This window comes from Ruegeria halocynthiae (assembly GCF_900106805.1).
GTDB lineage: Bacteria > Pseudomonadota > Alphaproteobacteria > Rhodobacterales > Rhodobacteraceae > Ruegeria > Ruegeria halocynthiae.
In genome coordinates this window covers 1-23,583 of sequence record NZ_FNNP01000007.1, presented here as the reverse complement: position 1 = coordinate 23,583, position 23,583 = coordinate 1, and the positions used below count along the sequence as shown (strand labels likewise).

The 23,583-nt window shown below is 57.1% G+C and carries 26 protein-coding genes and 1 tRNA gene; 9 read left to right on the top strand and 18 right to left on the bottom strand.

Features of this window, described 5'->3' with window-relative positions; all coding sequences use genetic code 11:
* Positions 1-142: 142 nt before the first annotated feature.
* From BLU89_RS15770 to BLU89_RS15760, 3 genes are all read right to left on the bottom strand, one after another.
* Complete coding sequence (locus BLU89_RS15770) at positions 143-1,315, bottom strand: acetate/propionate family kinase (protein WP_074737811.1); 1,173 nt, start codon at positions 1,313-1,315, stop codon at positions 143-145.
* A complete protein-coding gene (locus BLU89_RS15765; RefSeq protein WP_074737810.1) occupies positions 1,315-2,700 on the bottom strand; it encodes a bifunctional enoyl-CoA hydratase/phosphate acetyltransferase in 1,386 nt (461 codons plus the stop codon). Before BLU89_RS15765 ends, BLU89_RS15770 begins: the two co-directional genes overlap by 1 nt.
* A 152-nt stretch (positions 2,701-2,852) precedes the next feature.
* The gene (locus tag BLU89_RS15760) at positions 2,853-4,121 is read right to left on the bottom strand and encodes a cytochrome-c peroxidase (protein WP_074737809.1); all 1,269 of its coding nucleotides are present in this window, start codon (positions 4,119-4,121) and stop codon (positions 2,853-2,855) included.
* A 15-nt stretch (positions 4,122-4,136) separates the two neighbouring features.
* Here BLU89_RS15760 and BLU89_RS15755 point away from each other — a divergent pair, with 15 nt between their 5' ends.
* Positions 4,137-4,607 (top strand): tetratricopeptide repeat protein, encoded by a 471-nt coding sequence (locus BLU89_RS15755; protein WP_074737808.1) that lies wholly within the window; start codon positions 4,137-4,139, stop codon positions 4,605-4,607.
* Positions 4,608-4,637: 30 nt separating this feature from the next.
* Here BLU89_RS15755 and BLU89_RS15750 read toward each other — a convergent pair whose 3' ends face one another.
* Genes BLU89_RS15750 through BLU89_RS15725 form a run of 6 tightly spaced genes read right to left on the bottom strand, consistent with a single transcriptional unit; the run spans position 4,638 to position 10,214 of the window.
* A complete protein-coding gene (locus BLU89_RS15750; RefSeq protein WP_074737807.1) occupies positions 4,638-5,699 on the bottom strand; it encodes a TRAP transporter substrate-binding protein in 1,062 nt (353 codons plus the stop codon).
* 24 nt (positions 5,700-5,723) lie between these two features.
* Positions 5,724-7,013, bottom strand: a complete 1,290-nt coding sequence (locus tag BLU89_RS15745; protein ID WP_074737806.1) for a TRAP transporter large permease — start codon at positions 7,011-7,013, stop codon at positions 5,724-5,726.
* On the bottom strand, positions 7,014-7,601 hold the full coding sequence (locus BLU89_RS15740; RefSeq protein ID WP_074737805.1) for a TRAP transporter small permease: 588 nt from the start codon (positions 7,599-7,601) through the stop codon (positions 7,014-7,016).
* Positions 7,602-7,654: 53 nt separating this feature from the next.
* On the bottom strand, positions 7,655-8,170 hold the full coding sequence (locus BLU89_RS15735; RefSeq protein ID WP_074737804.1) for a flavin reductase family protein: 516 nt from the start codon (positions 8,168-8,170) through the stop codon (positions 7,655-7,657).
* Positions 8,170-9,060 carry an aldo/keto reductase gene (locus BLU89_RS15730; protein ID WP_074737803.1) on the bottom strand — a complete coding sequence of 297 codons (891 nt, stop codon included), beginning with the start codon at positions 9,058-9,060 and terminating at the stop codon, positions 8,170-8,172. The genes BLU89_RS15735 and BLU89_RS15730 overlap by 1 nt, the downstream gene beginning before the upstream one ends.
* Positions 9,060-10,214 (bottom strand): LLM class flavin-dependent oxidoreductase, encoded by a 1,155-nt coding sequence (locus tag BLU89_RS15725; RefSeq protein WP_074737802.1) that lies wholly within the window; start codon positions 10,212-10,214, stop codon positions 9,060-9,062. Before BLU89_RS15725 ends, BLU89_RS15730 begins: the two co-directional genes overlap by 1 nt.
* Before the next feature lie 91 nt (positions 10,215-10,305).
* Between BLU89_RS15725 and BLU89_RS15720 the strand changes: the two genes are divergently transcribed.
* The gene (locus BLU89_RS15720; RefSeq protein WP_074737801.1) at positions 10,306-11,031 is read left to right on the top strand and encodes a GntR family transcriptional regulator; all 726 of its coding nucleotides are present in this window, start codon (positions 10,306-10,308) and stop codon (positions 11,029-11,031) included.
* 12 nt (positions 11,032-11,043) lie between these two features.
* A complete protein-coding gene (locus tag BLU89_RS15715) occupies positions 11,044-12,144 on the top strand; it encodes a Gfo/Idh/MocA family protein (protein WP_074737800.1) in 1,101 nt (366 codons plus the stop codon).
* Between the two features lie 9 nt (positions 12,145-12,153).
* Here the strand turns inward: BLU89_RS15715 and BLU89_RS15710 are convergent, their stop codons facing one another.
* A complete protein-coding gene (locus tag BLU89_RS15710) occupies positions 12,154-14,010 on the bottom strand; it encodes an SLC13 family permease (RefSeq protein WP_074737799.1) in 1,857 nt (618 codons plus the stop codon).
* Between the two features lie 473 nt (positions 14,011-14,483).
* On the opposite strand from BLU89_RS15710, the gene BLU89_RS15705 reads away from it, so the two are divergent.
* The 6 genes from BLU89_RS15705 to BLU89_RS15680 are packed head-to-tail and all read left to right on the top strand — an operon-like array spanning position 14,484 to position 17,566.
* On the top strand, positions 14,484-14,915 hold the full coding sequence (locus tag BLU89_RS15705) for a hypothetical protein (RefSeq protein ID WP_074737798.1): 432 nt from the start codon (positions 14,484-14,486) through the stop codon (positions 14,913-14,915).
* Positions 14,912-15,574: a MotA/TolQ/ExbB proton channel family protein gene (locus BLU89_RS15700; protein ID WP_074737797.1), complete on the top strand. Its 663-nt coding sequence runs from the start codon at positions 14,912-14,914 to the stop codon at positions 15,572-15,574. Before BLU89_RS15705 ends, BLU89_RS15700 begins: the two co-directional genes overlap by 4 nt.
* 31 nt (positions 15,575-15,605) lie before the next feature.
* Entirely contained in the window at positions 15,606-15,932 is a 327-nt protein-coding gene (locus BLU89_RS15695; RefSeq protein ID WP_074738067.1) for an ExbD/TolR family protein, read from the top strand.
* A 4-nt stretch (positions 15,933-15,936) separates the two neighbouring features.
* Positions 15,937-16,314: an ExbD/TolR family protein gene (locus tag BLU89_RS15690; protein WP_074737796.1), complete on the top strand. Its 378-nt coding sequence runs from the start codon at positions 15,937-15,939 to the stop codon at positions 16,312-16,314.
* Positions 16,311-17,339 (top strand): energy transducer TonB family protein, encoded by a 1,029-nt coding sequence (locus tag BLU89_RS15685; RefSeq protein WP_074737795.1) that lies wholly within the window; start codon positions 16,311-16,313, stop codon positions 17,337-17,339. Before BLU89_RS15690 ends, BLU89_RS15685 begins: the two co-directional genes overlap by 4 nt.
* Positions 17,340-17,386: 47 nt before the next feature.
* Complete coding sequence (locus BLU89_RS15680; protein WP_074737794.1) at positions 17,387-17,566, top strand: hypothetical protein; 180 nt, start codon at positions 17,387-17,389, stop codon at positions 17,564-17,566.
* A gap of 61 nt (positions 17,567-17,627) precedes the next feature.
* Here the strand turns inward: BLU89_RS15680 and BLU89_RS15675 are convergent, their stop codons facing one another.
* The 8 genes from BLU89_RS15675 to BLU89_RS15640 form a co-directional block, all read right to left on the bottom strand.
* Complete coding sequence (locus BLU89_RS15675) at positions 17,628-18,386, bottom strand: Phenylacetic acid catabolic protein (RefSeq protein ID WP_074737793.1); 759 nt, start codon at positions 18,384-18,386, stop codon at positions 17,628-17,630.
* 12 nt (positions 18,387-18,398) lie between these two features.
* Positions 18,399-19,472, bottom strand: a complete 1,074-nt coding sequence (locus BLU89_RS15670) for a 2Fe-2S iron-sulfur cluster-binding protein (protein WP_074737792.1) — start codon at positions 19,470-19,472, stop codon at positions 18,399-18,401.
* A gap of 13 nt (positions 19,473-19,485) precedes the next feature.
* On the bottom strand, positions 19,486-19,944 hold the full coding sequence (gene paaD, locus BLU89_RS15665; protein ID WP_074737791.1) for a 1,2-phenylacetyl-CoA epoxidase subunit PaaD: 459 nt from the start codon (positions 19,942-19,944) through the stop codon (positions 19,486-19,488).
* A gap of 6 nt (positions 19,945-19,950) precedes the next feature.
* A complete protein-coding gene (gene paaC / locus BLU89_RS15660; protein ID WP_074737790.1) occupies positions 19,951-20,709 on the bottom strand; it encodes a 1,2-phenylacetyl-CoA epoxidase subunit PaaC in 759 nt (252 codons plus the stop codon).
* A complete protein-coding gene (gene paaB, locus BLU89_RS15655; protein ID WP_010437865.1) occupies positions 20,709-20,993 on the bottom strand; it encodes a 1,2-phenylacetyl-CoA epoxidase subunit PaaB in 285 nt (94 codons plus the stop codon). Before paaB ends, paaC begins: the two co-directional genes overlap by 1 nt.
* 23 nt (positions 20,994-21,016) lie before the next feature.
* Complete coding sequence (gene paaA, locus BLU89_RS15650; RefSeq protein ID WP_074737789.1) at positions 21,017-22,009, bottom strand: 1,2-phenylacetyl-CoA epoxidase subunit PaaA; 993 nt, start codon at positions 22,007-22,009, stop codon at positions 21,017-21,019.
* Positions 22,010-22,024: 15 nt separating this feature from the next.
* A complete protein-coding gene (gene pcaF / locus BLU89_RS15645; RefSeq protein ID WP_074737788.1) occupies positions 22,025-23,227 on the bottom strand; it encodes a 3-oxoadipyl-CoA thiolase in 1,203 nt (400 codons plus the stop codon).
* A gap of 264 nt (positions 23,228-23,491) precedes the next feature.
* Positions 23,492-23,568, bottom strand: a tRNA-Met gene (locus tag BLU89_RS15640).
* Positions 23,569-23,583: the final 15 nt, after the last annotated feature.

Here is a 23,583-nt window from a genome sequence, read left to right as displayed (position 1 = left end):
TGGATTGGGCGCACTGGCCCGGTAGTTAATCAATGTTTAACGCACCCATGCGAACCGCGATATTGGGGGATTCCCGTAGTGCCCGAAATTTTTTTTCCGGCACTGAAGAATTTTTAACCGGCCGGGTCTTGAAAACCGGTTTTCAAGCCGCGTTCGCGGCCGCCGCCCTGGCAATGACCAGTTCCTCGTTCGTGGGGATGACCATCAGTTTCACACGAGACAGATCGGTCGAAATAACCCGCCCGTTATCCGCATTGGCATCATGATCCAGCTCAACGCCCAACCACCCCATATCGGTGCAGATCCGATCACGGATATAGGTCGAGTTCTCTCCGATCCCCCCGGTGAACACAACCGCATCCAATCCGCCCAGTACAGCGGCCAAAGCCCCCAACTCGCGACGTATTCGGAAGGTGAAATAGTTGATCGCGTTGCGCGCACCTGGCGTGTCTGATGCCTCAAGCGTGCGCATGTCATTCGTCATCCCCGACAGGCCGAGCAAACCGGATTTGCGATACAGAAGGTCAGAAATCTCGTCTGCATTCATGCCTTGCTGATCCATCAGATACAGCACAACACCCGGATCAAGCTGACCACAGCGTGTCCCCATCGGCAAGCCATCCATGGCCGAGAACCCCATGCTGGACCCGACCGAGCGGCCCCCGATCATGGCGCACATTGAGGCCCCGTTTCCAAGATGCGCCACAACGACCCGCCCCCCGTGAATCAATGGTGCGGTCTTGGCCAGGTGGTCGGAGATATAATCATAACTCAACCCATGAAAACCATAACGCCGAACGCCCATGTCGTAATACTCGGTCGGCAACGCAAAGGTATCGTTGACCCAAGGGTGATGGCGGTGAAAGGCGGTGTCGAAACAGGCAACCTGTTTGGCCTCGGGGAATCTCTCCATCGCAGCGCGCGCGCCATGCAGGTTATAGGGTTGGTGGAGCGGTGCAAAAGGTTCCAACTGCTCAAGCATCCGCAAACTGTCAGGGGTCAGCAAAATGGGCTGATCATTGTCCGGCCCACCATGCACAATGCGATGCCCCACCGCCGCCACGCGCGCAGATGGGAACTGGCGCTCGAACAAATCCAGAATGTAATCCAACGCGCTGGCCTGATCCCGCAGCACTTCGGAGGAAGTATCTGCAAGCACTCGACCATCCGTGGTAGTTGCACTGATCCGCGCATCAGGGCTGCCAATACGTTCAACCTCGCCCGAGCAGATCAGGATCGGATCAGCGCCGCCTGCTGCGAACAGCCCGAATTTCAACGAAGAAGAACCCGAATTCAGCGTAATGATGTGGTCCATCAGATCTTGCCCGACATGCGTGCCGCGTGTAGCGCCGCAACGGCACAGGATGCCAACCGCGCCTTGTCGTCATCCGCCCGACTATTGAGGATGATCGGCACCCGCGCGCCAAGCACGACCCCGGCAGCTTCGGCGTGGGCGATATAGGTCAACTGCTTGGCCAGCATATTGCCAGCGTCCAGATTGGGCACGACCAGAATGTCCGCCCGCCCAGCCACCTCGGACACGATACCCTTGGTGCGCGCCGCCGCAAGGCTGACAGCATTGTCCATGGCAAGCGGCCCGTCGACCAGCCCGCCCCTGATCTGCCCGCGTTCAGCCATCTTCGACAGCAACGCCGCGTCGATCGATGACCGAATCGCAGGGTTCACTGTCTCAACCGCTGAAAGAACCCCGACTTTCGGCGCGCCAATCCCGATCGAAATCGCCAGATCAATCGCGTTCTGCGTGATATCGATCTTGGTTTCCAGATCCGGCTCGATATTGATCGCGGCGTCTGTCACCAACAGCGGGTGCGGCTGCCCCGGCACATCCATGACAAATACATGAGTAAATCGGCGACCCGCCCTAAGGCCGCGATCGCGCCGAAGTGCTGCGCGCAGCAGATCGTCGGTGTGCAAGTGCCCTTTCATCAATGCCTCGGCGCGCCCGTCCGCAACAAGATCAACCGCCTTGTTGGCGGCATCTAGATGGCCGTGAACGGGAACGATCTCGACATCCTGCAAAGTAAGATCCAGGTCACGCGCTGCCACAGCAATCTTATCGGGATCGCCAATCAGGATCGGCTTGATAATGGTCTCACGCGCTGCCAGCAAAGCACCACCCAACGAGTTGGGTTCTTCCGGCGCAACAACCGCAGTTGGGATCGGCGGCAATGGGCGCGAACGATCGAGCAATGCGTCGAAGTGCCGGTGCCGCTGAACCACCAGGCCAGGCACCTCAATCTCGCTGAATGACATCTCTTTTTCCGGCGCAATCACCACCGCACTGCCGGACACGATCACCGCATTGTCACGGGGCCGGATCACACTGGTGTCCAGAACAACTTCGCGGCTGGCCCGCATTTCAACTACGGTTACGCGCGCCGCAAGTTCATCACCTGCATTTGCCCTGGTGCCGAATTCAAAACTCTGCGATTTATAGAGCGTTCCTGCCCCCGGTAGGATGTTTCCAAGCACGGCAGAAATCAGCGCGCCCACGAACATGGCCGGGGCAATCGCTTCGTTCACAGAGTCACCGTCTCCGTCCTCGGTGGACAGGTGCAGTGGATTGTGATTGCCCGAGTTCGAGGCAAAAACAAAGAAATCGTCCTCGGTACAGATGCGCGTCAACTCAGCCGAGTCGCCAACCTTCAACTTGTCATAAGGCTTGTTGTGATATTGCATGTGCCCCCTCGGAGGTTGTTCTGTTCCGTGGCTTATGTCGGGCTGCGTCCGACCCGAATACTTGCGCCGGAGCATTAAGAGATTTCGAACAGATGTCCAATGCTGACACGGCGTCGGGCGCAGGCTTTTTGCGCGGGCGCAACAGGTCTGCCTTAGGGTTCGAAATCGTCCGGGGCGCCGAATACAGGTGCATCAAGGGTGGTTCCGGTCAGCGAGTGCATAAAGGCAACAAGGCTGGCGATCTGTTCATCCGTCAAATCCAGTGGTGCAACATCGACCTTGCGACGCTGGCGATCCATTTCCAGACGGTCATGCCAGACGATGAAATCAATACTCCTCAGCCACGGCACCTTGGGCAAAGCCGCCATGTCCGGGGTCCACGCCGCCAGGCTTTCGCCGGGGTTCAGGTGATGGCGAATGATACCCTCAAGATCAGGGAAGGCGCCGTTATGGCCGTAGGGAGCGGTTTTGGCGACATTGCGCAGCATCGGTGTGCGGAACCGGTAGGCATCCTCGGTCCGGTCACTTTCTCCGACCCGGCCAACATCGCGTGCATAGGGATCATAGGGCCGGGTTTTGCCCGGACCAAACGGAGGTAAGCCGAGCGCGTGAAACCCCTGATCCGACAAAAGCGGGCCGGAATGGCAAGATGCGCAATCAGCCTTGCCAAAGAACAGGGCCATCCCGTTTTTTTGCTGCGGCGTCAGGGCGGTGCTGTCTCCGGCCAGATACTGATCGAAGGGGCTGTCTGTGCTCTGCCATTCGATCGCCATGAAAGCGGCCAGCGCGTTGGCGATCTGGGTGATTGAAACCTCCTCAGTTGTCTCGATTTCATCAAAAGCTGCAACCATGGCAGGGCCATACCGCGGATCGGTGCGTACTCGTTTGGCGAGGATCGGCCACCCCTTGTCGATCCGATCATGTACCGCGCCAGTGACTTCATTTTCAGCCACATTCCCCGCCATCTCGAACTGCGACGTCATCGGGAACAACGCCTGCGCGGCCAAGAGCGAATTCAGACCCTCGGGCAGCCATTCCTGCGCGGGGGAATTGAAGCCGTTGCCATACACGTCAGATATGCTCAGGCGGCCATCGTGGAAGACGGTATGCAGCTCTTTCGCGCCCAAGTTCCACAGGCCCGGAGAATTCCGCGGGATACGTTTACGGATCTTGTCTGCTCCGGTGCCGGGCGTACGGTCAGGACCAAGACCCTGCCCACCCTCGCCGATGCCTAAAGACAACCCGTCCGAGGTACCAAAATCCGGGTGGTGGCAATGGGCGCAGGCGATGTTGTGATTACCTGACAGGATCGGATCGTAAAACAGTTGATGACCGATGGCGGCCTGTTCCATATCAAAGGGGATGAAATCGTCATCCGTCAGAGGGCGCGGCAAATCCTGTGCTGCCGCAGCCCCGGCCAAAAGGAAAGCAACGCCATGCGTCAGTTTGTATTTGCCCTTTGCCTGCTTGCATCGCCGGCGCTGGCCGAATTGGAACAAGCACGCGATCTGATGGAGTCCGGGGATTTCGAGGCCGCCCGCGAGGAACTGCTGCCCGCCGCGCGTTCGGGCAATGCCGAGGCTGAGGAACTGATCGGTGTCATGTACGGGCTGGGTCTTGGGGTCGAACAGGACTATGAACGGGCGTTCGAATGGTATCTGCGCGCCTCGATGAAAGGGCATCCGGGGGCGCAGTCCGGTATCGGATGGTATTATGAACTGGGTCTGGGCTTGCCCGCGCCTGATCTGGTTCGGGCCTATATGTGGTACACGCTCAGCGCCATTGGCGGCGATCCCGATGCGGCGATCAGCCTTGAGGAAGTAATCAAGAAAATGACACCGGAGCAAATCGAAAGGGCGCATGTTCTGGTCAATGACTACAAGGGGTGGATGTACCCGTTTCGGTAAAGGCCGGGCCAAATGGCCCGACCCAACAGTTTAGTTCAGGTCCGCATCGCGTGAGGCGTTTACGTCTACCTCGGCCGCTGCGACCGCTTCGTTCAGAGCATTGAACACTTCGTCTCCGCGCGCCACATTGGACTGGAACCAGGCATAGACCGGAGTCGCGGCCTCTTTGAACGCGGTTTTCTGCTCGGGCGTGGGAACGTAAAGATCACCTCCACCGGCGACGAAATCCTCATAAGCCTGGATCGACTTACGCTTGGGCGAGGCAAAGGTGGCCTGCTGCAGAGCATAGAAACCGTCGACAACAACGCGGCGCATGTCCTCGGGCATTTCCTGGAATTTTGCATTGTTCATCCACCACAGGGCGCCCATGTAGGCGTGACCATCAAGGGTGACATATTGCAGACCCGCATCGGGGAATTTCATCCCCATGATGTCGGTAATCCCATTCTTGGACCCCTCGACAACACCGGTCTGGAAGCTGGTGAACAGTTCCGGCCACGGGATCGGGGTCGGCGACGCGCCCAGCGCCTTGACCAGTTCCTGTGGCAAGTCGGCGACAACGGTGCGGATTTTCAAGCCTTCCATATCGGCAGGCTCGGCCACGCGGCGCTGTGTATTGGCGAAGTTGCGCCAACCGCCGGTATTGCCAATGGTCATCAGACGGATCGCGCCGCCAGAATCCTCCAGTGCCATATCACGCATCTGCCGGGTGAAATCACCGGAAAGGACATGCTCGGCAATGCGGTCATCGGCCATCAGATAGGGCAGATCCAGCACCTGCACGTAAGGAAAAATACCCGAGGCCCCGCCCGAAGTTGAGATGTAGATGTCGATGGTTCCATCCGCCACGCCCTGCAGGCATTCTGCCCCGTTCGAACACAGCTGCGTACCGATAAACAGTTCCACCTCGATTGCACCGTTCGATGCGGCCTCGACATAGTTCTTGAAAACGACCAGGCCGTCATAGTCCTCATCGTTTTCGTTTGAATTCGCGGTGGCGCGCAGCGTGTAATCGGCCGCTGTCGCGGCGATGGCGGACGCGGCCACCAGCGATGTCGCCACCGCTGCGGTTTTGATAAATCTTCTGAGCATGCGTTTCCTCCCTGTGATACTCAGTTAGTTTGCAAATCCCGTTATCCTCGGGATCGTCATCGATAGTGCCGGGATGTATGTGATCAGAAAGATCACTATGATTTCGACTGCCAGGAATGGCAGGATCGCCTTGGCGATGGTTTCGACCCGTTCGCGTGACACGGCGGCGGCCACAAACAGCACCAGCCCCATCGGCGGCGTGGCCAGCCCAACGGTCAGGTTGACGCTCATGATGATGGCAAAATGGATCGGGTCGACGCCGAGGCTGGTGAAGATGGGGCCAAGGATCGGGCCAAGGATGATAATCGCGGGGCCAGCGTCCAGAAACATGCCGACGACGAACAGCAGCAGATTGATCAGGAACAACAGGATCAGCGGGTTTTCCGACAGGCTGAGGATCAGCGAGGCCAGCTGTTCCGGCGCGTGACTGAGGCTGACCACGGTTTTGAACGCCATCGCGGCCCCGACCAACAGAAGCACAACCGCCGAGGTCATGCCGGCGTTGCTGAGGATCTCGGGAACTTCCTTCAGTGTCAGGGTGCGCAGGACAAAGAACCCGATGATGAACGCATATCCCACGGCCACCGCTGCAGCCTCGGTTGGTGTGAAGATACCACCCAGAATACCGCCCAGAATGATCACCGGGGTCATCAGCGGAAAAAATGCCTTGAGGCTGGCTTGGCGCCGTTCGGGCCAGGTGTATTTGCGGCTGGCAACGGGAAAGTCATATTTGTCGGCCATGACCTTGATCATCAGCATCAGACCAACGCCGACCATTACGCCAGGCACGATGCCCGCAAGGAACAGAGCAGCGACGCTTTCGCCCATGACATAGGCGTAGATGATCATGATGCCAGATGGAGGGATGATCGGTCCGATGACGGAACTGGCAGCCGTAATCGCAGCGGCGAATTTCCGAGTATAGCCTTGTTTCTCCATCGCCGGGATAAGCATCGAGCCCAGCGCCGAGGTGTCAGCAACCGCCGACCCCGAAAGACCAGCAAACAGGATAGAACTCAGGACATTCACATGAGCCAGACCGCCACGAAAATGGCCCATCAAGGCCTGGCTGAACTCGACCAGACGGATGGTGATGCCGCCCCGATTCATCAGCTCTCCGGCCAGCATGAAAAAGGGGATCGCCATCAATGGGAAGCTGTCCATGCCGTTATAGACATTGCGGTAAAGCAGCGTGATGTCGTTGGTTTGACCGTTTAGCCAAAGAAGGATGCCAGGCGCTGCAAGCAGTGCGAAAAAGACCGGCAGGCCGATCAGCAGGAAGATCAGGAATGTGGGTAGGAACCAGATCAGCATTTATTCAGCCCCCACTGCAGCTTCGGGAATTTCAGGCAGAAGGTGTGCGCCACCAAGTAGGGTGACGACAGACCGCAGGATCAGTTCGATATTGACCGAAATCAGCAGGACGATCCCCACCAACAGCGAAGCCATCATCCAGCTTCGCGGAATGCGGTACCATTCATCGAACCCGAAGGAGGTGGGAAGATAGAGAGCCGCCGTGGTGAAACGGCCACCAAAGCCAGTGACCTCGGACCAGCCAATATTGACCGCGACCAGCAGGACAGCCAGCGAGATCAGCTGCAGGAATAGATTGAGTGAGAGGCCCAACACGCGTGGCAGGAAACGCTGCAGCATATCGATAGCGACAAAGCCCCCGCGGCGAAACGCGGTGGGGGCCATCAGGCCGGTCATCCACAGCATACAAAACCGCGCGGCCTCATCGGGCCAAGGTAGGGCGTTTCCCAATACATATCGGAAAAACACCTGGATCAGGATTGCGATGACCATGAATGCAATCGCAACGACACCAACCGCGCGGCCCAGACGCAGCGCGGTTTCGTTCACGAATGCAATCGGCGCCAGCACCGATGCCAGTCCGCCCATGCGGATCCTCCCAATTTCGGCTGCGGGTTTTTCCCGCAGTCGTCATATCGCGCTTAGTCCTGCGCGAATTGGCCGAGTTTTCCGGCGTAAAAGGTCAGCGCGTCTCCATCCGCCATGCTGACCTTCAGAACTTTGCCCACCACGATCACGTGATCGCCTGCATCGTGAGAGGCATGCTGCTCGCATTCGAACCGGGCAAGGCTGCCCGGCAATAAAGGGGTGCCGTTTTCACACCGGTCATGTTCGATTTCACGCAGCGCGTGGGCATCTTTCGAACAGCCAAAGCACAGCTCAGCCTGTTCGGCAGACAGGACATGTACGCTGAAGTGACGCGCCGCGTGGAAATAACGGAACCGGCGTGAACTACGATCGCCGGCCCACATCACCAGCGGCGGATCCAGCGACAGGGAAGAAAAGCTGTTGGCGGTGATGCAGATCGGCCCATCTTCGCTGTCGCAGGTCACGACGGTGACACCGGTGGCAAAACGGCCAAACGCGTCGCGCAACGTACGGGTATCGTCCTTACGGGGGACGAATGTATAGGTCATGTCACGCGAGATTGCATTCATCATGGCACCTCATGCCCCAGCGCCGCCTCATACAGGCGGTACCAGGTTTCGCGATCCATTTTGACCTTCAAAGCGTCCGAGGCGCGCTTGATGCGGCCCAGATTATTGGTGCCCAGAACCGGCAGGATGTTCACCGGATGCGCGAGCAGGAAGGCAACCGCTACAGCGGCTCGATCCACACCGAATTCTGAAGCAATTTCATCCGCAACAACACCGACCGGGGGGTTCCCGGCCATCAGCAGGCCCCCGCCCAACGGAGACCACGCCATCAACGGATGCCCATGCTGCTGGTGGAACGCTAGATCGCCGTTGGTAAATGGGCTGATCTCGCCCAGAGAAATCTCAACCTGATTGGTGACCAGCTGGTTTTTCATAGCCGACTGCAGCAAAGACCAGTCCCACGGACGGAAATTGGATACGCCAACCGCGCCGACCTTGCCGCTGGCCACAACCTCGTCCAACGCCGCGCCGGTTTCATGATGATCCATGAATGGGTCAGGTCGGTGGATCAGCAGTAAGTCTATATGGTCAATGGCCATTTCCGACAAAGACGTCCCGACCGATTTCAGAATATGCGCGCGCGACGTGTCGTAGTATTTGACCTTCGCCTCCGCATAGCGCCCCATCGGCGCAACGATGTCACATTTGGTGACGATCTCCATCTTCGCACGCAGGCTGGGATTGGCGCGCAAGGCGTTGCCCAGAACGGCCTCAGCCGCGTATCCGCCATAAATGTCAGCCTGATCGAAGGTGGTTATACCCTGATCCAGACAAGCCTGAATTTTGGCCTCAACATGCGCAGTTGATGTATCGCTATCATCGCCCAGCCGCCACATGCCGTAGACAAGGCGGCTCAATTCCAGCCTGTCGGATAGTTTCACACGTTGCATCAGCGACGAACTCCGTTGCCCAGCGGGGTCGCCGGGGTGTTTGCAGGCACGCGCCCATAAGCTTCGGGCAACGAGCAGGTTTTCAGGTTGGGCATCACGCGGGCGCCAAAATGCTTGGCCTCATCCATGTGCGGGTAGCCCGAGAATATGAACGCGCGGATGCCCATCTTCTGATACTCTTCAATCTTGGACATGACCTGATCGGTCGACCCGACCAGCGCCGCACCACAGCCCGACCGCGCGCGCCCCACACCCGTCCACAGTCCGGGTTCGACATAGCCATACTCATCCGCCAGATCGCGGTTCTTGGACTGATGCGCCACGCCCAGCGAGGTCGCATCCAGCGCGCGTTCACGGATGGCGCGGCCATAGTCGTCATCCAGTTTCGAGACGATGTAATCCGCATAGTCCTGTGCTTCGGCCTCGGTATCGCGGACGATCATGTGAACGCGCAGGCCATAATCCAGCGTACGGTTGTAGCTGTCGGCCACTGCGTGAACCGCCTTCATCCGCTCAGCCAGTTGATCTTTGGTCTCTGGCCACATCAGATAAACGTCACAATGCTCGCCGCACAGATCCAGAGCAGATGGTGAGTAGCCACCAAAATAGAGCAGCGGGCCACCGCTCTGATAAGGCCGGGCCGGGTCCGTAGTCAGGCCCGAGAAGTTGTAGACCTCACCCGCATGGTTGATCTCATCTCGTGTCCAGGCCTGTTTCAGAATTTCGACCACTTCGCGTGAGCGCTGATAGCGGAACGCGCTGTCGGCTTTCTCACCGGGGAAATCGGACGAGATGATGTTAACCGTCAACCGACCTTTCAGCATGTGATCCAGCGTCGCGATGGTGCGGGCCAGCATGATGGGCTGCATCTCACCACACCGCACGGCGGCCAGCAGGTTGATCGTTTCCGTGATCGGCGCGCAACCTGCGACAAAGCTCAGCGTGTCCTGACCGACCTGATAAGACGATGGGCAAAGGATGTTGCGGAACCCTTGCGCCTCGGCTTCTTTCACGATGCCAGAACAATGATCCCAACTGGATCGCAGATCACCATCGGGCACACCCAGAAACTGATAGTCATCCGAGCATAGTGCTGCAAACCACGAAACCTCGGCCGCATCCAGGTCGGGGGATGTGATGGGGACGATGGTCATTTGATTCGCGCTCCGTGCATCTTTTACTTTTCTCTTGCGTAGCAATCACATTGATGTAGATCAATAGTGTATCAATTTTTCCTGCGACCGAATGAAGCGCCCGCAAGTGACCCCAAACAACCGCAACCCCAACGCCCTGCCGATCTATGTACAGATATCCGAACTGCTGATCCGCGACATCGCGGCAGGCCGTCTGATCGATGGCGAACGACTACCGCCTGAGCGCGACATGGCTGTCAGCTTGAATGTCTCGGTCGGCACGTTGCGAAAATCGCTTGCCGAGCTTGAGAAAAAAGGCATGTTGGAGCGTATTCATGGCTCGGGCAATTACATACGCGAGACTGGAACGCAGAACAGCGTCTATGCGATGTTCCGGCTAGAACTGCCCGAAGGCGGTGGTTTGCCGCGCGCCGATATCTTGTCGGTCGATTATCTGGAGAAGCCCGCAGACCTGCCAAGGTTTGGCCTGTCTGACTACGGTTCGCGCGTGCGCCGGATGCGCTATCTGAATGACACAATCATCGCGGTCGAAGAAATCTGGCTGGACGAATCGGCCGGAATCATCGACCGGAGTCTGCTATCCGACTCGCTGTATCGCTATTATCAGCAACAGCTTGGCTTCTGGATTACCAGGGCCGAGGATCGCGTTTCGATAGGCACCCTGCCCGACTGGACTCCCGGTGGCTTCACCAAACCTGCAGGCCAGACCGCAGGGTATATCGAACGGTTTAGCTGGTCTGAAAAAGCTGAACCCGTCGAATTCTCGAAAACATGGTTCGACCCGGATCGGGCCACATACGTCCAACGCCTGAAGTAAAAGGAACTGCGCATGACCCGGACCACCAATTACGGGCTGATCGGATGCGGCATGATGGGGCAGGAACACCTGCACAATATCGCTCTGCTAAAGGGCACACGCGTCGCTGCAATATTTGAACCTGACCCGGCGATGGCGCAAAAGGCACAGGCCATCGCGCCCGAGGCGCAGATGGTTTCGTCAATTCAGGACCTTCTGACCATCAGCGACTTGGACTGTTTGGTCATCGCCAGCCCCAACCACTTGCATGTCGAACAGCTGGCCGAGATAGCGCAGACCCGCCCCCTGCCCCTGCTGATCGAGAAACCTTTGTTCACCGATCCCGCCGATCTTGACCGGCTTGAGGACTTGGAACGCAGCTATCCTCACCCGATCTGGGTTGCGATGGAATATCGCTATATGCCACCCATCGCCGCGTTGATCGACAAAGCTGAAACCACCAGCGGTGGGGTCAAAATGCTGTCGATCCGCGAACATCGTTTCCCCTTCCTGGAAAAAGTCGGCGACTGGAACCGATTTAGCCGCAATACCGGTGGGACTTTCGTCGAGAAATGCTGCCATTTCTTTGACCTCATGCGCCTGATCCTGCAATCCGACCCTGTGCGGGTTTCAGCAAGCGGCGGCCAAGCCGTCAATCACCTGGACGAAGAGTATGACGGCGAGACTCCGGACATACTGGACCACGGCTATGTCATCGTCGATTTCGCCTCAGGCGCACGCGCCATGTTGGAGCTTTGCATGTTTGCTGAAGGCGCACGCTATCAGGAGGAGATCTCGGCAATCGGGTCTAAAGCCAAGATCGAAGCGCTGGTCCCGGGCCCTGGCCGATTCTGGCCCGAGCATCTGAGCGACGCGCCTATGCCACAGTTGATCATCAGCCCTCGCGCACCAAAGGGCCCAATCCAGCGTAACATCCCAGTTGATCCCGAATTGCTGGCGGCGGGAGACCACAATGGCTCGACCTATTATCAACACAAAGGTTTCCTGGAGTTGGTCCGGGGGGAGCGCACCACACCCGAAGTCACTCTGCGTGATGGGATATGGGCCGTCCGCATCGGGCTTGCTGCGCAACAGGCATCCGAACAGGGCCGAACGATTAGACTGACTGAATAGTCGATTGAGTCAGAAGATCACGTTGAGCATCAACAGCGAGACGATCAAGAAAATGATCGTCATGATACCGCCGGAGCGTACGAAATCCGTCACCTTGTATCCTGCAGGCCCCATGATCAACGCGTTAACCTGATGGGTCGGGATAATGAAACTGTTCGAGGTCGAAATCGCGACGGTCAGCGCAAAGACCACCGGATTGCCACCGGCGGCAACGGCAATTGAAACCGCAAGGGGTACCAGTAAAACGGTGGCCCCGACATTCGACATCACCAGCGAAAACGCCGTCGCCAAAATGGCAACCCCCGCCTGCAGCGACCAGATGGGCCAGCCGTCCAGAATGATCATGATCTGCTGCGCGATCCACGCTGCAGTCCCTGTATTCTGCACGGCCTGACCCAATGGAATCAGACAAGCCAGCAAAAAGACCGTGTTCCACCCGACTGCCCGGTACGCCTCGTCCACGCTCAGCACCCGGGTCAACATCATTCCTGCAGCGCCGGTCAGCAAACAGAGCGATAACCGCACATCCGTGAACAGGATCAGCGACAATGAGATTGCAAAGAACAAAAGTGCCCAGCCAACCTTTTGCGGGCGCAATTCGTCTTGCGGGAAGTCCGACGTGACAACAACAAAGTCCGGATCACGCTTGATCCGCATCAGGTTGTCCCAACGGGTATGGGCAACCAACATGTCACCGGCCTTGAATTCTTCAAGCCCGATCTGCGTGGATTCATGCGTGTCTGTCTCGACATGGCTCAGCGTCTCTTCCCCCCTGTGGATGGCGAGCAGAGACATTCCATATGTTTTGCGGAACAGAAGTTCGCGGGGGCATTTGCCAATCAACTTGCTATCGGGCGTTACCACCACTTCGGCCACCCCGGCATTTGTCGGTGCAAATTCCTCGACAAAGACATCCAGATCCGGCAGCACAGTCAGCCCATACTTTTGGGCAAATTCTTCGACAACCCAGCGCCGCCCGACAATTGCCAATCTGCAGGGCGCGGCAATCTCGGCCGTCAGCACCTGAACCATTGACGTTTTACCGCGATAGAAGGTCGAAATGATATAGAGGTGGTTTTCGAAATTGATATCCGCCAGAATCTGCCCGACCAATGGGCTGTCGGCCGGCACCACGACCTCAAAAACATCCGCCTTCAGTCCATAAACCCGCTGGAGATATTCTTTCGTTCCCCGCCCGGTACCCGTGCTTTTCGACCCTGAATCGCCCGGCAACACCCACCGGCCCAGAAGCAAGAAATATCCGATCCCCGTAAGGATGAGCACCGCCCCGATGGGCGTGACCGAAAACAGTCCAAATGGCTGCATCTTCTGTGCTTCTGGCAACCCTTCGTTTGCGGTCTGGATCAGGTCATTCAAAAGGATCAAAGGCGATGACCCGACCATTGTCATTGTCCCACCCAAAATGGCGCAGAACCCCATGGGCATCAGCAAACGTGATAGCGGGATGCCCGATCTCGATGAAATGCGGCTGACCACTGGCAGAAACAACGCCGCCGCCCCAACATTCTGCATGAATGATGAGATTACGCCCACGGTGCCCGATATGATCGGCAGCACACGCTTTTCGGACTTGCCGCCATATTTCAGAATGACCGAGGCAACCTTGTTCATCAAACCGGTCTTATCCAGCCCTGCCCCCACGATCATGACCGCGATGATCGAAATGACTGCGTTTGACGCAAAACCATCAAACAGATGAGGGACATCCGCCAGATTCTCGAGCCCAGGTGCATAACTTAGAAGGCCAACGATCACCAAAACAAGAATGGCTGAGAGATCAATTCTGACGATTTCGGATACAAACAAGAAAACCGTAAAGGCCAAAAGCGCGGAAACCACACCCATCTCGTAAGTAAATGCCAATTGCTCCACTTGGATCACCTGGTTCCAATCGCAAACTTAATTGACATTTCTAGGCAATCAGCATGGTCCTGTCATGGACTTTGTGAACATCGGTCAAAACTGCTGCACTGGAGGACCACCGGGTCTGCTTACGAAGTAGCCGTTGAAGCTCTGATCTTCGACGTTGCAGTTCGCAGCCCCCATCGTCGGCAAATGACGCTGAAAAGGGGTGTGGGCCGTACCTGCGATCATATCTTGCCGCCTTATGGCCTTGTGATCGAAATCGATCATGTGACTTGTGGTTCGCCACTTATGTCATGCAAATACATCATTCCAAAACGCACCTGTCTTTACTGACGAATTCACAATAGTTTCAGCGATCCCTTGATGTGCTTGTACTATCAGGTAAGGAACTATCATTGTCGGTATTAATTCGCGGACAATCTAGGTTCGTACAAGCAAATGGGTACCCGCCAATGCTAATACTTCGTCTCCTTGCTGCATGTTCCGCATGTCTTTATTCATTTGGAGCCCTGGCACAAACCACCGAGACTCCTCTTGCCAAGCTTTCACTGGAACTCAATGCCGTTCAGGATGTCGGTGAAGCCTGCAGGTTAACATTTCTGGTTAACAACCAATCCGGATCGGCAATTGACGAAGCCGTGTTCGAGACTGTGATCTTTAACGCTGATGGTGGTGTGGTTACGCTTTCGCTGTTTGATTTTCGTGATCTCCCAATGGATCGTCCGCGTGTGCGTCAGTTCGATCTGCCGGGGATGGCTTGCGCCGCGGTAGGGCGTGCACTGATTAATGGTGCAAGTTCGTGTGTGATAAACGGCTCTCAGAGCGATATATGTCAATCAGCGTTATCGCTCAGCAGCCGGATAGACGTGGAATTGCTAGGATGAGTGTATTGTCTTCTATTCGTGAAATCCTGGCCCTCGGCGGGCCCGTAGTCGCAATCCTGATTGTCATGTCGATCCTGACGGTGGCGGTTAGCCTTTATAAGCTGTGGCAATTCGCGGCGTGTGGTGTGGGTCGGCACAAAATTTTATCGCAAGCACTGCAGGCCTGGGATGCGGGTGATCGGGCCAATGCACGGACGCGCCTAGCACAGAGCAGCAGCTATCTCGCTCCTCTTGTACAAGCAGCAATGGATGCGCCGGATACTCCGGATCTTGACGCCCGTCTGGATGCCGAGGCCGGGTTGGCGCTGGCCGGGTTGGAACGCGGGTTTCGCCTGTTGGATACGGTTGCCCAGCTTGCCCCACTGCTTGGATTGTTCGGAACGGTTCTGGGGATGATCGAAGCGTTCCAAAGCCTTCAGTCCGCTGGCTCTTCGGTCGATCCGTCGTTGTTGGCAGGTGGCATCTGGGTTGCATTGGTAACGACCGCCGTCGGCCTTGCCGTGGCAATGCCAACTTCAATGGTATTGTCCTGGTTTGAAAGCAGAACCGCGCGGGAACGTGTCTTTGCAGACAAAGCGCTGCGTACGGTTCTGGTGCCGAACCAATCCATCAATCCCGAGGCTGACCCCAACGCGTTTCTGAGCGCTGAACATGCGTAACACGGCACCCTTTGTCAGACGACCTATGTCGATGACACCACTCATTGATGTCATATTTCTGCTGTTGCTGTTCTTCATGTTGTCTTCGACATTCTCCAAGTTCGCGGAAATCGAACTGAGCAGCGCGACCGCAGGAGCAACCGCAGCGCAAGAGCCAACAGAGCGAGCATTCATCCAGATCGGTGCCGAGCGGATAGTTTTGAACGGTGAACCCGTAACGCTTGACGAGCTGTCTGCGCAGGTCGGTACCGGACAAGCCCTGGTGAGTCTTGACGCCGACACGTCAGCTCAGCGACTTGTTGACCTGCTGGTCAGGCTGCGCGGACGCGATGGGTTGGCAGTGACGGTACTGGAGTAAGCCGATGATCCGCTACGTTCGCCCAAACCGTAAGCGTGACTCGACCATACCGTTGATCAACGTCGTTTTTCTGATGCTGATCTTTTTTCTGATTGCCGGCACGGTGGCCCCACCGCTCGACCCCGAACTTCAACTCGTTGACACTTCAGAACTCGAGGGGCGCGAACCGCCCGACGCGTTGGTGCTGAAAGCAGATGGGGTGCTCAGTTTTCGTGGAGCGCAAACGGACCCCGAAACCTTCATGGCCAGCCGTGATCAGGGGCCTGTCAGGATTGTCCCTGATCGCAATGCTTCGGGACAACGATTGATGGAGGTCACCGGCGACCTTCGAAGGCATGGTGCATCATCGGTGTTCCTCGTGACCGCGCAGGCGCTGAAATGATCCGGAAGTCGGCGTTGGTCGCCGCTGCGGCTGGTCTGCTATCACTTTTCCTGCATTTCCTGGGGATCAACTTTTTCGGACCCAACCTGACCGAGAATCGATCTGATGACGGCCCGATTAATGCAGTAGAACTGGGTAACTCATTCGAAAATTTTACCGAAATCACACCCGATCCGGTTCAACCGGAACCCGCTGTAACCCCGGAACCGCCGATCGAAGAGGTCATCACGCCAGAGCGTGCTGAAATCCCGATCAGCGAAACCCATGTCGCATCTCCCGATCCAAAGCAGGTAACTTCACCCGATGTAGGGGCCCCTGCCTCTCCACAATCGGAGGTGCAGGAAGAAGTTCTGACCGAGCCGGTCGCCCCGTCCAGCACCGAAACAACTGCGAACTCCGACGCTGCGGTAACGCCTCCCGTTACTCAGGAACCAGAGAGGTTGGCCGCGCTACCTCCTGCAAACGATCCCGCTGCCCCGGTGATCCCTTCCGAGAACGCAGAGGTTGATCCGGAAATCCCGAGTGCAATCGATGAGCCGGAAACGGACACCTCAGAACAGGCGGTGACTGTTTCGAAACGCCCGCGCCTTCCGGATCGCAGACCAGCGCCAGAGACCCAGAGTGGTCTCAGTGGATTCAAGAATTTCGACAAATTACGCTTTCCTGAAACAACATTGGAATCGCCTCTGAGCCGTTATCAAAAGGAAGGAACTGATCCATTCACGGCCAATCGAAATCAATCTACAGGTCGTGGTACGGGCAATTCCAATACTACCAACTATGCGGGTCAGGTCCTTGTCCATTTGAACCGTGCGCCTGTTGTCTATGTGCCGGTTCGTGGCTTCGCTCAGGTGTTCTTTGAAATCAATCCCGACGGATCATTGGCCTGGATTGACATTGTAGACAGCTCAGGCTCGCCAGAGATCGAACGCGCGGCAAAAGAGCAAGTCATGCGAGCAGCCCCGTTTCCGCGCCCACCAAGCGGGTCAAGCCGCAGGCTTTCGTTTTACTATCAGAATAACTGAAGTTCCGTCACCAGAGTATTCTGGGGCAATTGGTGGTGTGATCCAGCATGGCCCATATCGCCCGTTTGAAGCACGCGAGCGCCAAGGAAAAATGCCACGGGATCACCCCAGTCACAAAGGGCGAGACCTGCGGCTGCGCTGAACGCATTATCGACGTATTCGAGTTTAACCGAATAGGCGGCGCGCCGTCGAAACAGGCGCTGAAGCAGGGCAGACGCAAGCGCTGATCACTACGCGGATGGGCTGTGAAATATGGCCTGCTCAGTCGCAGACGTCGGGCATGATGCGCTAGGGTGTTTTCAGCCCGAGGTGACGAACCATTTCTTCAGCCTTGGTCGCCCAAAGGTCTCTCAGCTCTGCCCCGGTTCGTTTTCGCAATCCCATCCTATGTAAAGCTTCGGTTTTTTCTGCACCACCTGCGCCAAAGCTCGCCGCGACGCGTGGCCACCAGTATTCGACTGACGACTGCATCTGCGTCGCCTTGCCCTGCTCGATCAGCTTTACCGCGCCCTCCAAAGCGAGTTCGCCATGATGTGCTTCAACAGGCGTGATATCACGGAAGGCTTCGGCCAGCGGCTGATAAGAGATCTGCGAGAACTCGGACAGTTGAACCGCGACAGCGCAGCTCATCAACAGGTTCATTACAACCGCGTCTTCCCAGCCTTCGATCGGGTAGTTGAATACCGCAAGACGCATGTCATGCCCGGTCCGGGTGGTGCCGATATCGGCGTTGCGATCCAATCGGGTGGTCCAGGGGTGGTGGGTTGCATAACGGTCGGCGTTGGCGCCAAATTCACCCATGAGCCTTAGCACACGTTCGGCATTGTCGGTCTTTTCCAGAACGATCTTTGCCGCTGCAATTCGTTCCTTGATCCCCGGTCCCTGATTAATGATATCGGCAAAACCGGCCGCCCCAGCCAATTCGCTGTCAACAAACGTCGCCATCAGTTTCATCAGTTCAGCACGGTAACGCGGTGGGACATTGGTGGGATTGGTCAGCATCCCGCCTGCGGCCAGATAGCTTTCAAGTGTCATGTCTTCGGCCATTGGTCTTCCCCTTTACTGATCGTAATCGACAACAACAGTGTCGGTCAGTGGATAGGCTTGGCAGCTCAGCACGTAGCCTTTTTCGACCTCGTAATCTTCTAATGCGTGATTGGCGACCATCTCGACATCGCCCTCGATCAGGCGGCAGCGACAGGTTGAACAAACCCCGGCCTTGCAGGCGTAAGGAGCGTCCATTGCGTTTTCCAACGCCGCGTCGAGGATCGACTGGTCCTTGGGCATCGTGATGGTCTGCGTCGCCCCGTCCATTGTTATCGATGCTTTGGTTTGATTGGTCTGAGACACAGTGCCTGCATCGCTGACCTTTCGCTTGGCACGACCCGGCTGGGCGCTGGCGAACAGTTCGAACTTGATCTGCCCATCGTCCAGCCCGTGGGTGCGCAGGGCAGCTGCGATGCCCAGCATCATCGGTTCAGGACCGCAGATAAAGGCTGTGTCGACGTTCTTGATGTCGATCCAGTGCTCAAACAGCTCAGCGCATTTCTCCTGAGTCACCAACCCGGTAAACAGCTCAATCTCCTGCGCGTCGGTTTCCAGAATGTGGATCACGTTCAGGCGGCCCATGTAGAGGTTCTTCAGATCCTCCAGCTCTTCGCGGAACATGATCGTGTTCACGCCTTTGTTGGCGTAGACCAGTGTGAAACGTGAATGCGGTTCACGCGCCAGCGTTGTCTTAAGAATGGACAATACCGGTGTGATACCCGACCCACCCGCGAAGCCCAGATACTGCTTTTCCGCAGAAGGATCGATCGCGGTGTGGAAACTTCCCATCGGCGGCATCGCTTGCACGACATCACCGACTTTCAAGTCCGCATTAACCCATGTCGAAAACGCGCCGCCGTCCACACGTTTGATCCCTACCTGTAGAATGCCTTCATCCTTGCCCGCACAAATCGAGTAGGACCTCCGCAACTCTTCCCCGTCAAAATCACGGCGGAAGGTCAGGTACTGGCCTTGGGTGAAATCGAATTCTTCGGCCGCGCCGTTTTCCGGCTTCAGTGTCACCACCACCGCATCGCGGATGGTTTTGTGAATGTCGGTGACCTCAAGATCGTGAAATCTTGCCATCCGGTGCTCCTCCTCAGATGCACTTGAAATAATCAAACGGTTCCAGGCAGTCCGTGCAGCGCCAGTGCGCTTTGCACGGGGTCGAGCCAAACTGACTGACCTTTTCAACTGCCTTGCTGGCGCAGCGCGGACAACGTTCGGGGCCGCCTGCGGGTTGCGGCGGGGCGATGCCAAACTCTTCCAGCTTGGCGCGGCCCTTTTCGCTGAGCCAATCGGTGGTCCAGGCAGGGGCGATGCTGGTCTCAATTCGGATATCATCAATCCCGTGATCACGCAGGGCGGTTTCGATATCCATCGCAATCACGGATGTCGCCGGGCAGCCGGAATAGGTTGGCGTGACCGTAACCTTCAGCGTGTCATCCTCCCACCGTACGTCGCGCACAATGCCCAGATCCACGACGGATATCACCGGGATTTCGGGGTCGGGAACGGCATCGAGCCAACCCCAGATCTGATCCGTTGCGGCGCGCATCCGTCCTTACCAGGTTGCGCCGGGATAGGCGCGTTGCAGCCACTGCATCTGCGTCAGCAGATGGCCCAGATGTTCGGTATGCATCCACCCGTCGCGCCCGCCCTTATGGGCAAAGCGGCTTTCAGGGATGATCAGCGTTGCCTCGGTCAGAACCCGTCCGATCAGTTCGTCGTATTCCGCACGCAGATCGGCGGGGTTCGGTGCGATTCCGGCCTTGGCGATCTCGGCGTCCACATCGTCGCTGGCGAACATCTCGCCCACATAGGGCCAGAGATAGTTCAGCGCGTCCTGCATCCGGGCATGGCTTTCCTCGGTCCCGTCGCCGAGACCCACAACCGTATCGCCCGAGCGTTCGAGGTGATACGTGACCTCTTTGCTGGCCTTGGCGGCGATCGCCGCAACCCGTTCGTCAGAGGATTTCATCAGCCGTCCCAACATGATCGAATGCCATGCATCGAACAGGAACTGGCGCATCAAGGTGCGACCGAAGTCGCCATTCGGAACTTCGACCAACAGGACATTGCGGAAATCCCACGCGTCACGCAGAAAGGCCAGATCATCGGCACTTTTGCCTCCGTCGATTTCGCCCGCAAAGCCCAGCCACATCTGGGTCTGACCGATCAGGTCCAGCGCGGTATTGGCCAACGCGATGTCTTCTTCCAGCACCGGCGCATGGCCGCACCATTCGCTAACGCGATGGCCCAGGATCAGGGAGTTGTCCCCCATCCGCAGCAGGAATTGCAGGAATGCCTCGTCCCGGGTCATCACATTGCCCCCACTTCATCGGGGATGTCAAAGAAGGTCGGGTGGCGGTAGACCTTGCTTTCGCTGGGCTCGTACAGCGGGCCTTTGTCGCTGGGCGACGAGGCCGAAATGTTGTTGGCCTCAACCACCCAGATCGACACACCTTCGTTGCGGCGGGTATAGACATCGCGGGCATTTTTGATCGCCATTTCCGCGTCGGGTGCATGGAGTGAGCCGACGTGACGGTGACTCATCCCATGCTGACCGCGGATGAAGATTTCCCACAGGGGCCATTCGTTGTTCATTTGGTATCCTCCTCAGGGCAGTCTTATTCTGCAGCCAGATTGCGTGTTCGTTTCTTGCGGGCATGGGCCAGCAGCCCGTCGCGCACCCACCCGCCATCATCCCAGGCCTTGTTGCGCGCAGCCAGACGATCGACGTTGCAAGGGCCGTTGCCTTTGATCACGTCGAAGAACTCGGACCAGTCCGGGTCAGTATAATCGTAGTGGCCCCGCTCTTCGTTCCATTTCAGGTCCGGGTCGGGGATGCTCAGACCCAGATATTCGGCCTGCGGCACAGTCTGATCCACGAACTTCTGGCGCAGCTCATCATTGGTGTTGATCTTGATCTTCCACGCCATGGATTGCGCCGAATGCACACTTTCCTTGTCCGATGGACCAAACATCATCAGCGACGGGTACCAGAGCCGGTTCATTGCATCCTGTGCCATCTTGCGCTGTTCTGGCGTGCCTTCTGCCATCTTGCGGATCGCGTCATAGCCCTGACGCTGATGAAAGCTTTCTTCTTTGCAGATGCGGATCATGGCGCGCGAATACGGTCCAAAGGATGTCCGCTGCAACGGAACCTGATTCATGATCGCGGCGCCATCAACCAACCATCCGACCGCACCGATATCGGCCCAGTTCAGCGTCGGATAGTTGAAGATTGACGAGTATTTCATGCGGCCATCCAGCAGCATCTCGGTGATTTCATCCCGGCTGACGCCCAGCGTCTCAGCTGCACAATATAGGTACAACCCATGCCCGGCCTCATCCTGCACCTTGGCCAGCAGGATCGCCTTGCGTTCCAACGTCGGCGCGCGGGTGATCCAGTTGCCTTCGGGCAGTTGACCAACGATCTCGGAATGCGCGTGCTGACCAATCTGACGGATCAGCGTAGCGCGGTAATCATCGGGCATCCAGTCTTTGGGCTCGATCTTGATATCGGCGTCAATCTTGTCCTGAAAGGCGCGCTCCTGCTCGGTCATCTCCTCGCGGGATTTCACACCGGTTCCAGCTGATTTTACCATCTGAGCGTACATGTCGGGTCTCCTCCCTTACACGCGTTCAAGAATAAGTGCGGCACCTTGGCCCACGCCCACGCACATTGTGCAAAGCGCATAGCGTCCGCCCGTACGGCGTAGCTGATAGGCCGCTGTCATGACCAGTCGCGCGCCGCTCATCCCAAGCGGATGGCCGATCGCAATTGCCCCACCATTTGGATTTACATGCGGTGCATCATCGGCCACACCCAGTTCGCGCAGCGTGGCAAGGCCTTGCGACGCGAAGGCCTCATTCAACTCTATCACATCCATCTGTTCGATGTTCAGACCCGCGCGCGCCAGAACCTTGCGGCTGGCAGGAACAGGTCCAATACCCATAATGCGCGGCTCGACACCTGCGACAGACATCCCAACCACGCGGGCAATGGGGGTTAGGCCATTCCTGACCGCCGAGGCCTCATTGGCCAGCAAAATAGCGGCAGCACCGTCATTCACGCCCGAGGCATTTCCAGCGGTGACAGTTTTGTTGGGCCCGTTGATCCCCTTCAGGCCAGCGAGTTTCTCTACAGTTGTTCCGGGGCGCGGATGTTCATCCGTTTCGACGACAATCGCATCGCCTTTGCGTTGAGGGATGGTGACCGGGGTGATCTCCTCCTGAAACACCCCGGCCTGGTGCGCCGCGGCCCATCGGGCCTGGCTGCGTTCGGCAAACGCGTCCTGATCAGAGCGGCTGATACCGTAAGCTTCCGCAACGTTATCTGCTGTTTCGGGCATCGAGTCGATGCCAAATTCCTGCTTCATCTTCGGGTTCACAAACCGCCAGCCAATAGTGGTGTCGTAAACCGCGTTTGTGCGTGAATAAGCGGCTGCCGCCTTGGGCATTACAAAAGGCGCGCGCGACATGCTTTCGACACCTCCCGCGATCGCCATGTCATAGTCCCCGGCCCTTATGGCGCGCGCGACCATGCCCACCGCATCCATACCGGACGCACAGAGCCGATTGAGCGTTGTACCTGGAACTTCGACTGGTAATCCTGCCAGCAACGCAGCCATCCGCGCCACGTTGCGGTTGCTCTCTCCGGCTTGATTGGCGTCTCCATAAATGACGTCATCCACGCTAGCCCAATCCACCTGAGGGTTTCTGGCAACGAGCGCAGCCAATGGAATTGCCGCCAGATCATCCGTACGCACCTGGCTCAGACTGCCTGCATATCGTCCTATTGGGGTACGCTGGGCGTCGCAGATAAAGGCGTCCATGTAACGAACACTCCAAAATTGATGTCATGCCAATAATTGACCGATAGGTCGGTTAATAAGCGTCACATCGATTCGCGGCAAGATAAATGTTACTCATGATCCGTTTTTTGATATTTTCTGTAACGCTTAATCTGATGCTTAACTCCGGCGACTAACCTCACCGGAAGCAAGTGTTGCTTCCACAGTGCTTCCAGTTGTGTTGGCCCGAATGCAAAAAGCCTCGCGTTATGCGAGGCTAAGTGTTTTATATCTGGCCGATAATTTTGGTTGCGGGAGTAGGATTTGAACCTACGACCTTCAGGTTATGAGCCTGACGAGCTACCGGGCTGCTCCATCCCGCGACACTGTATTTGACC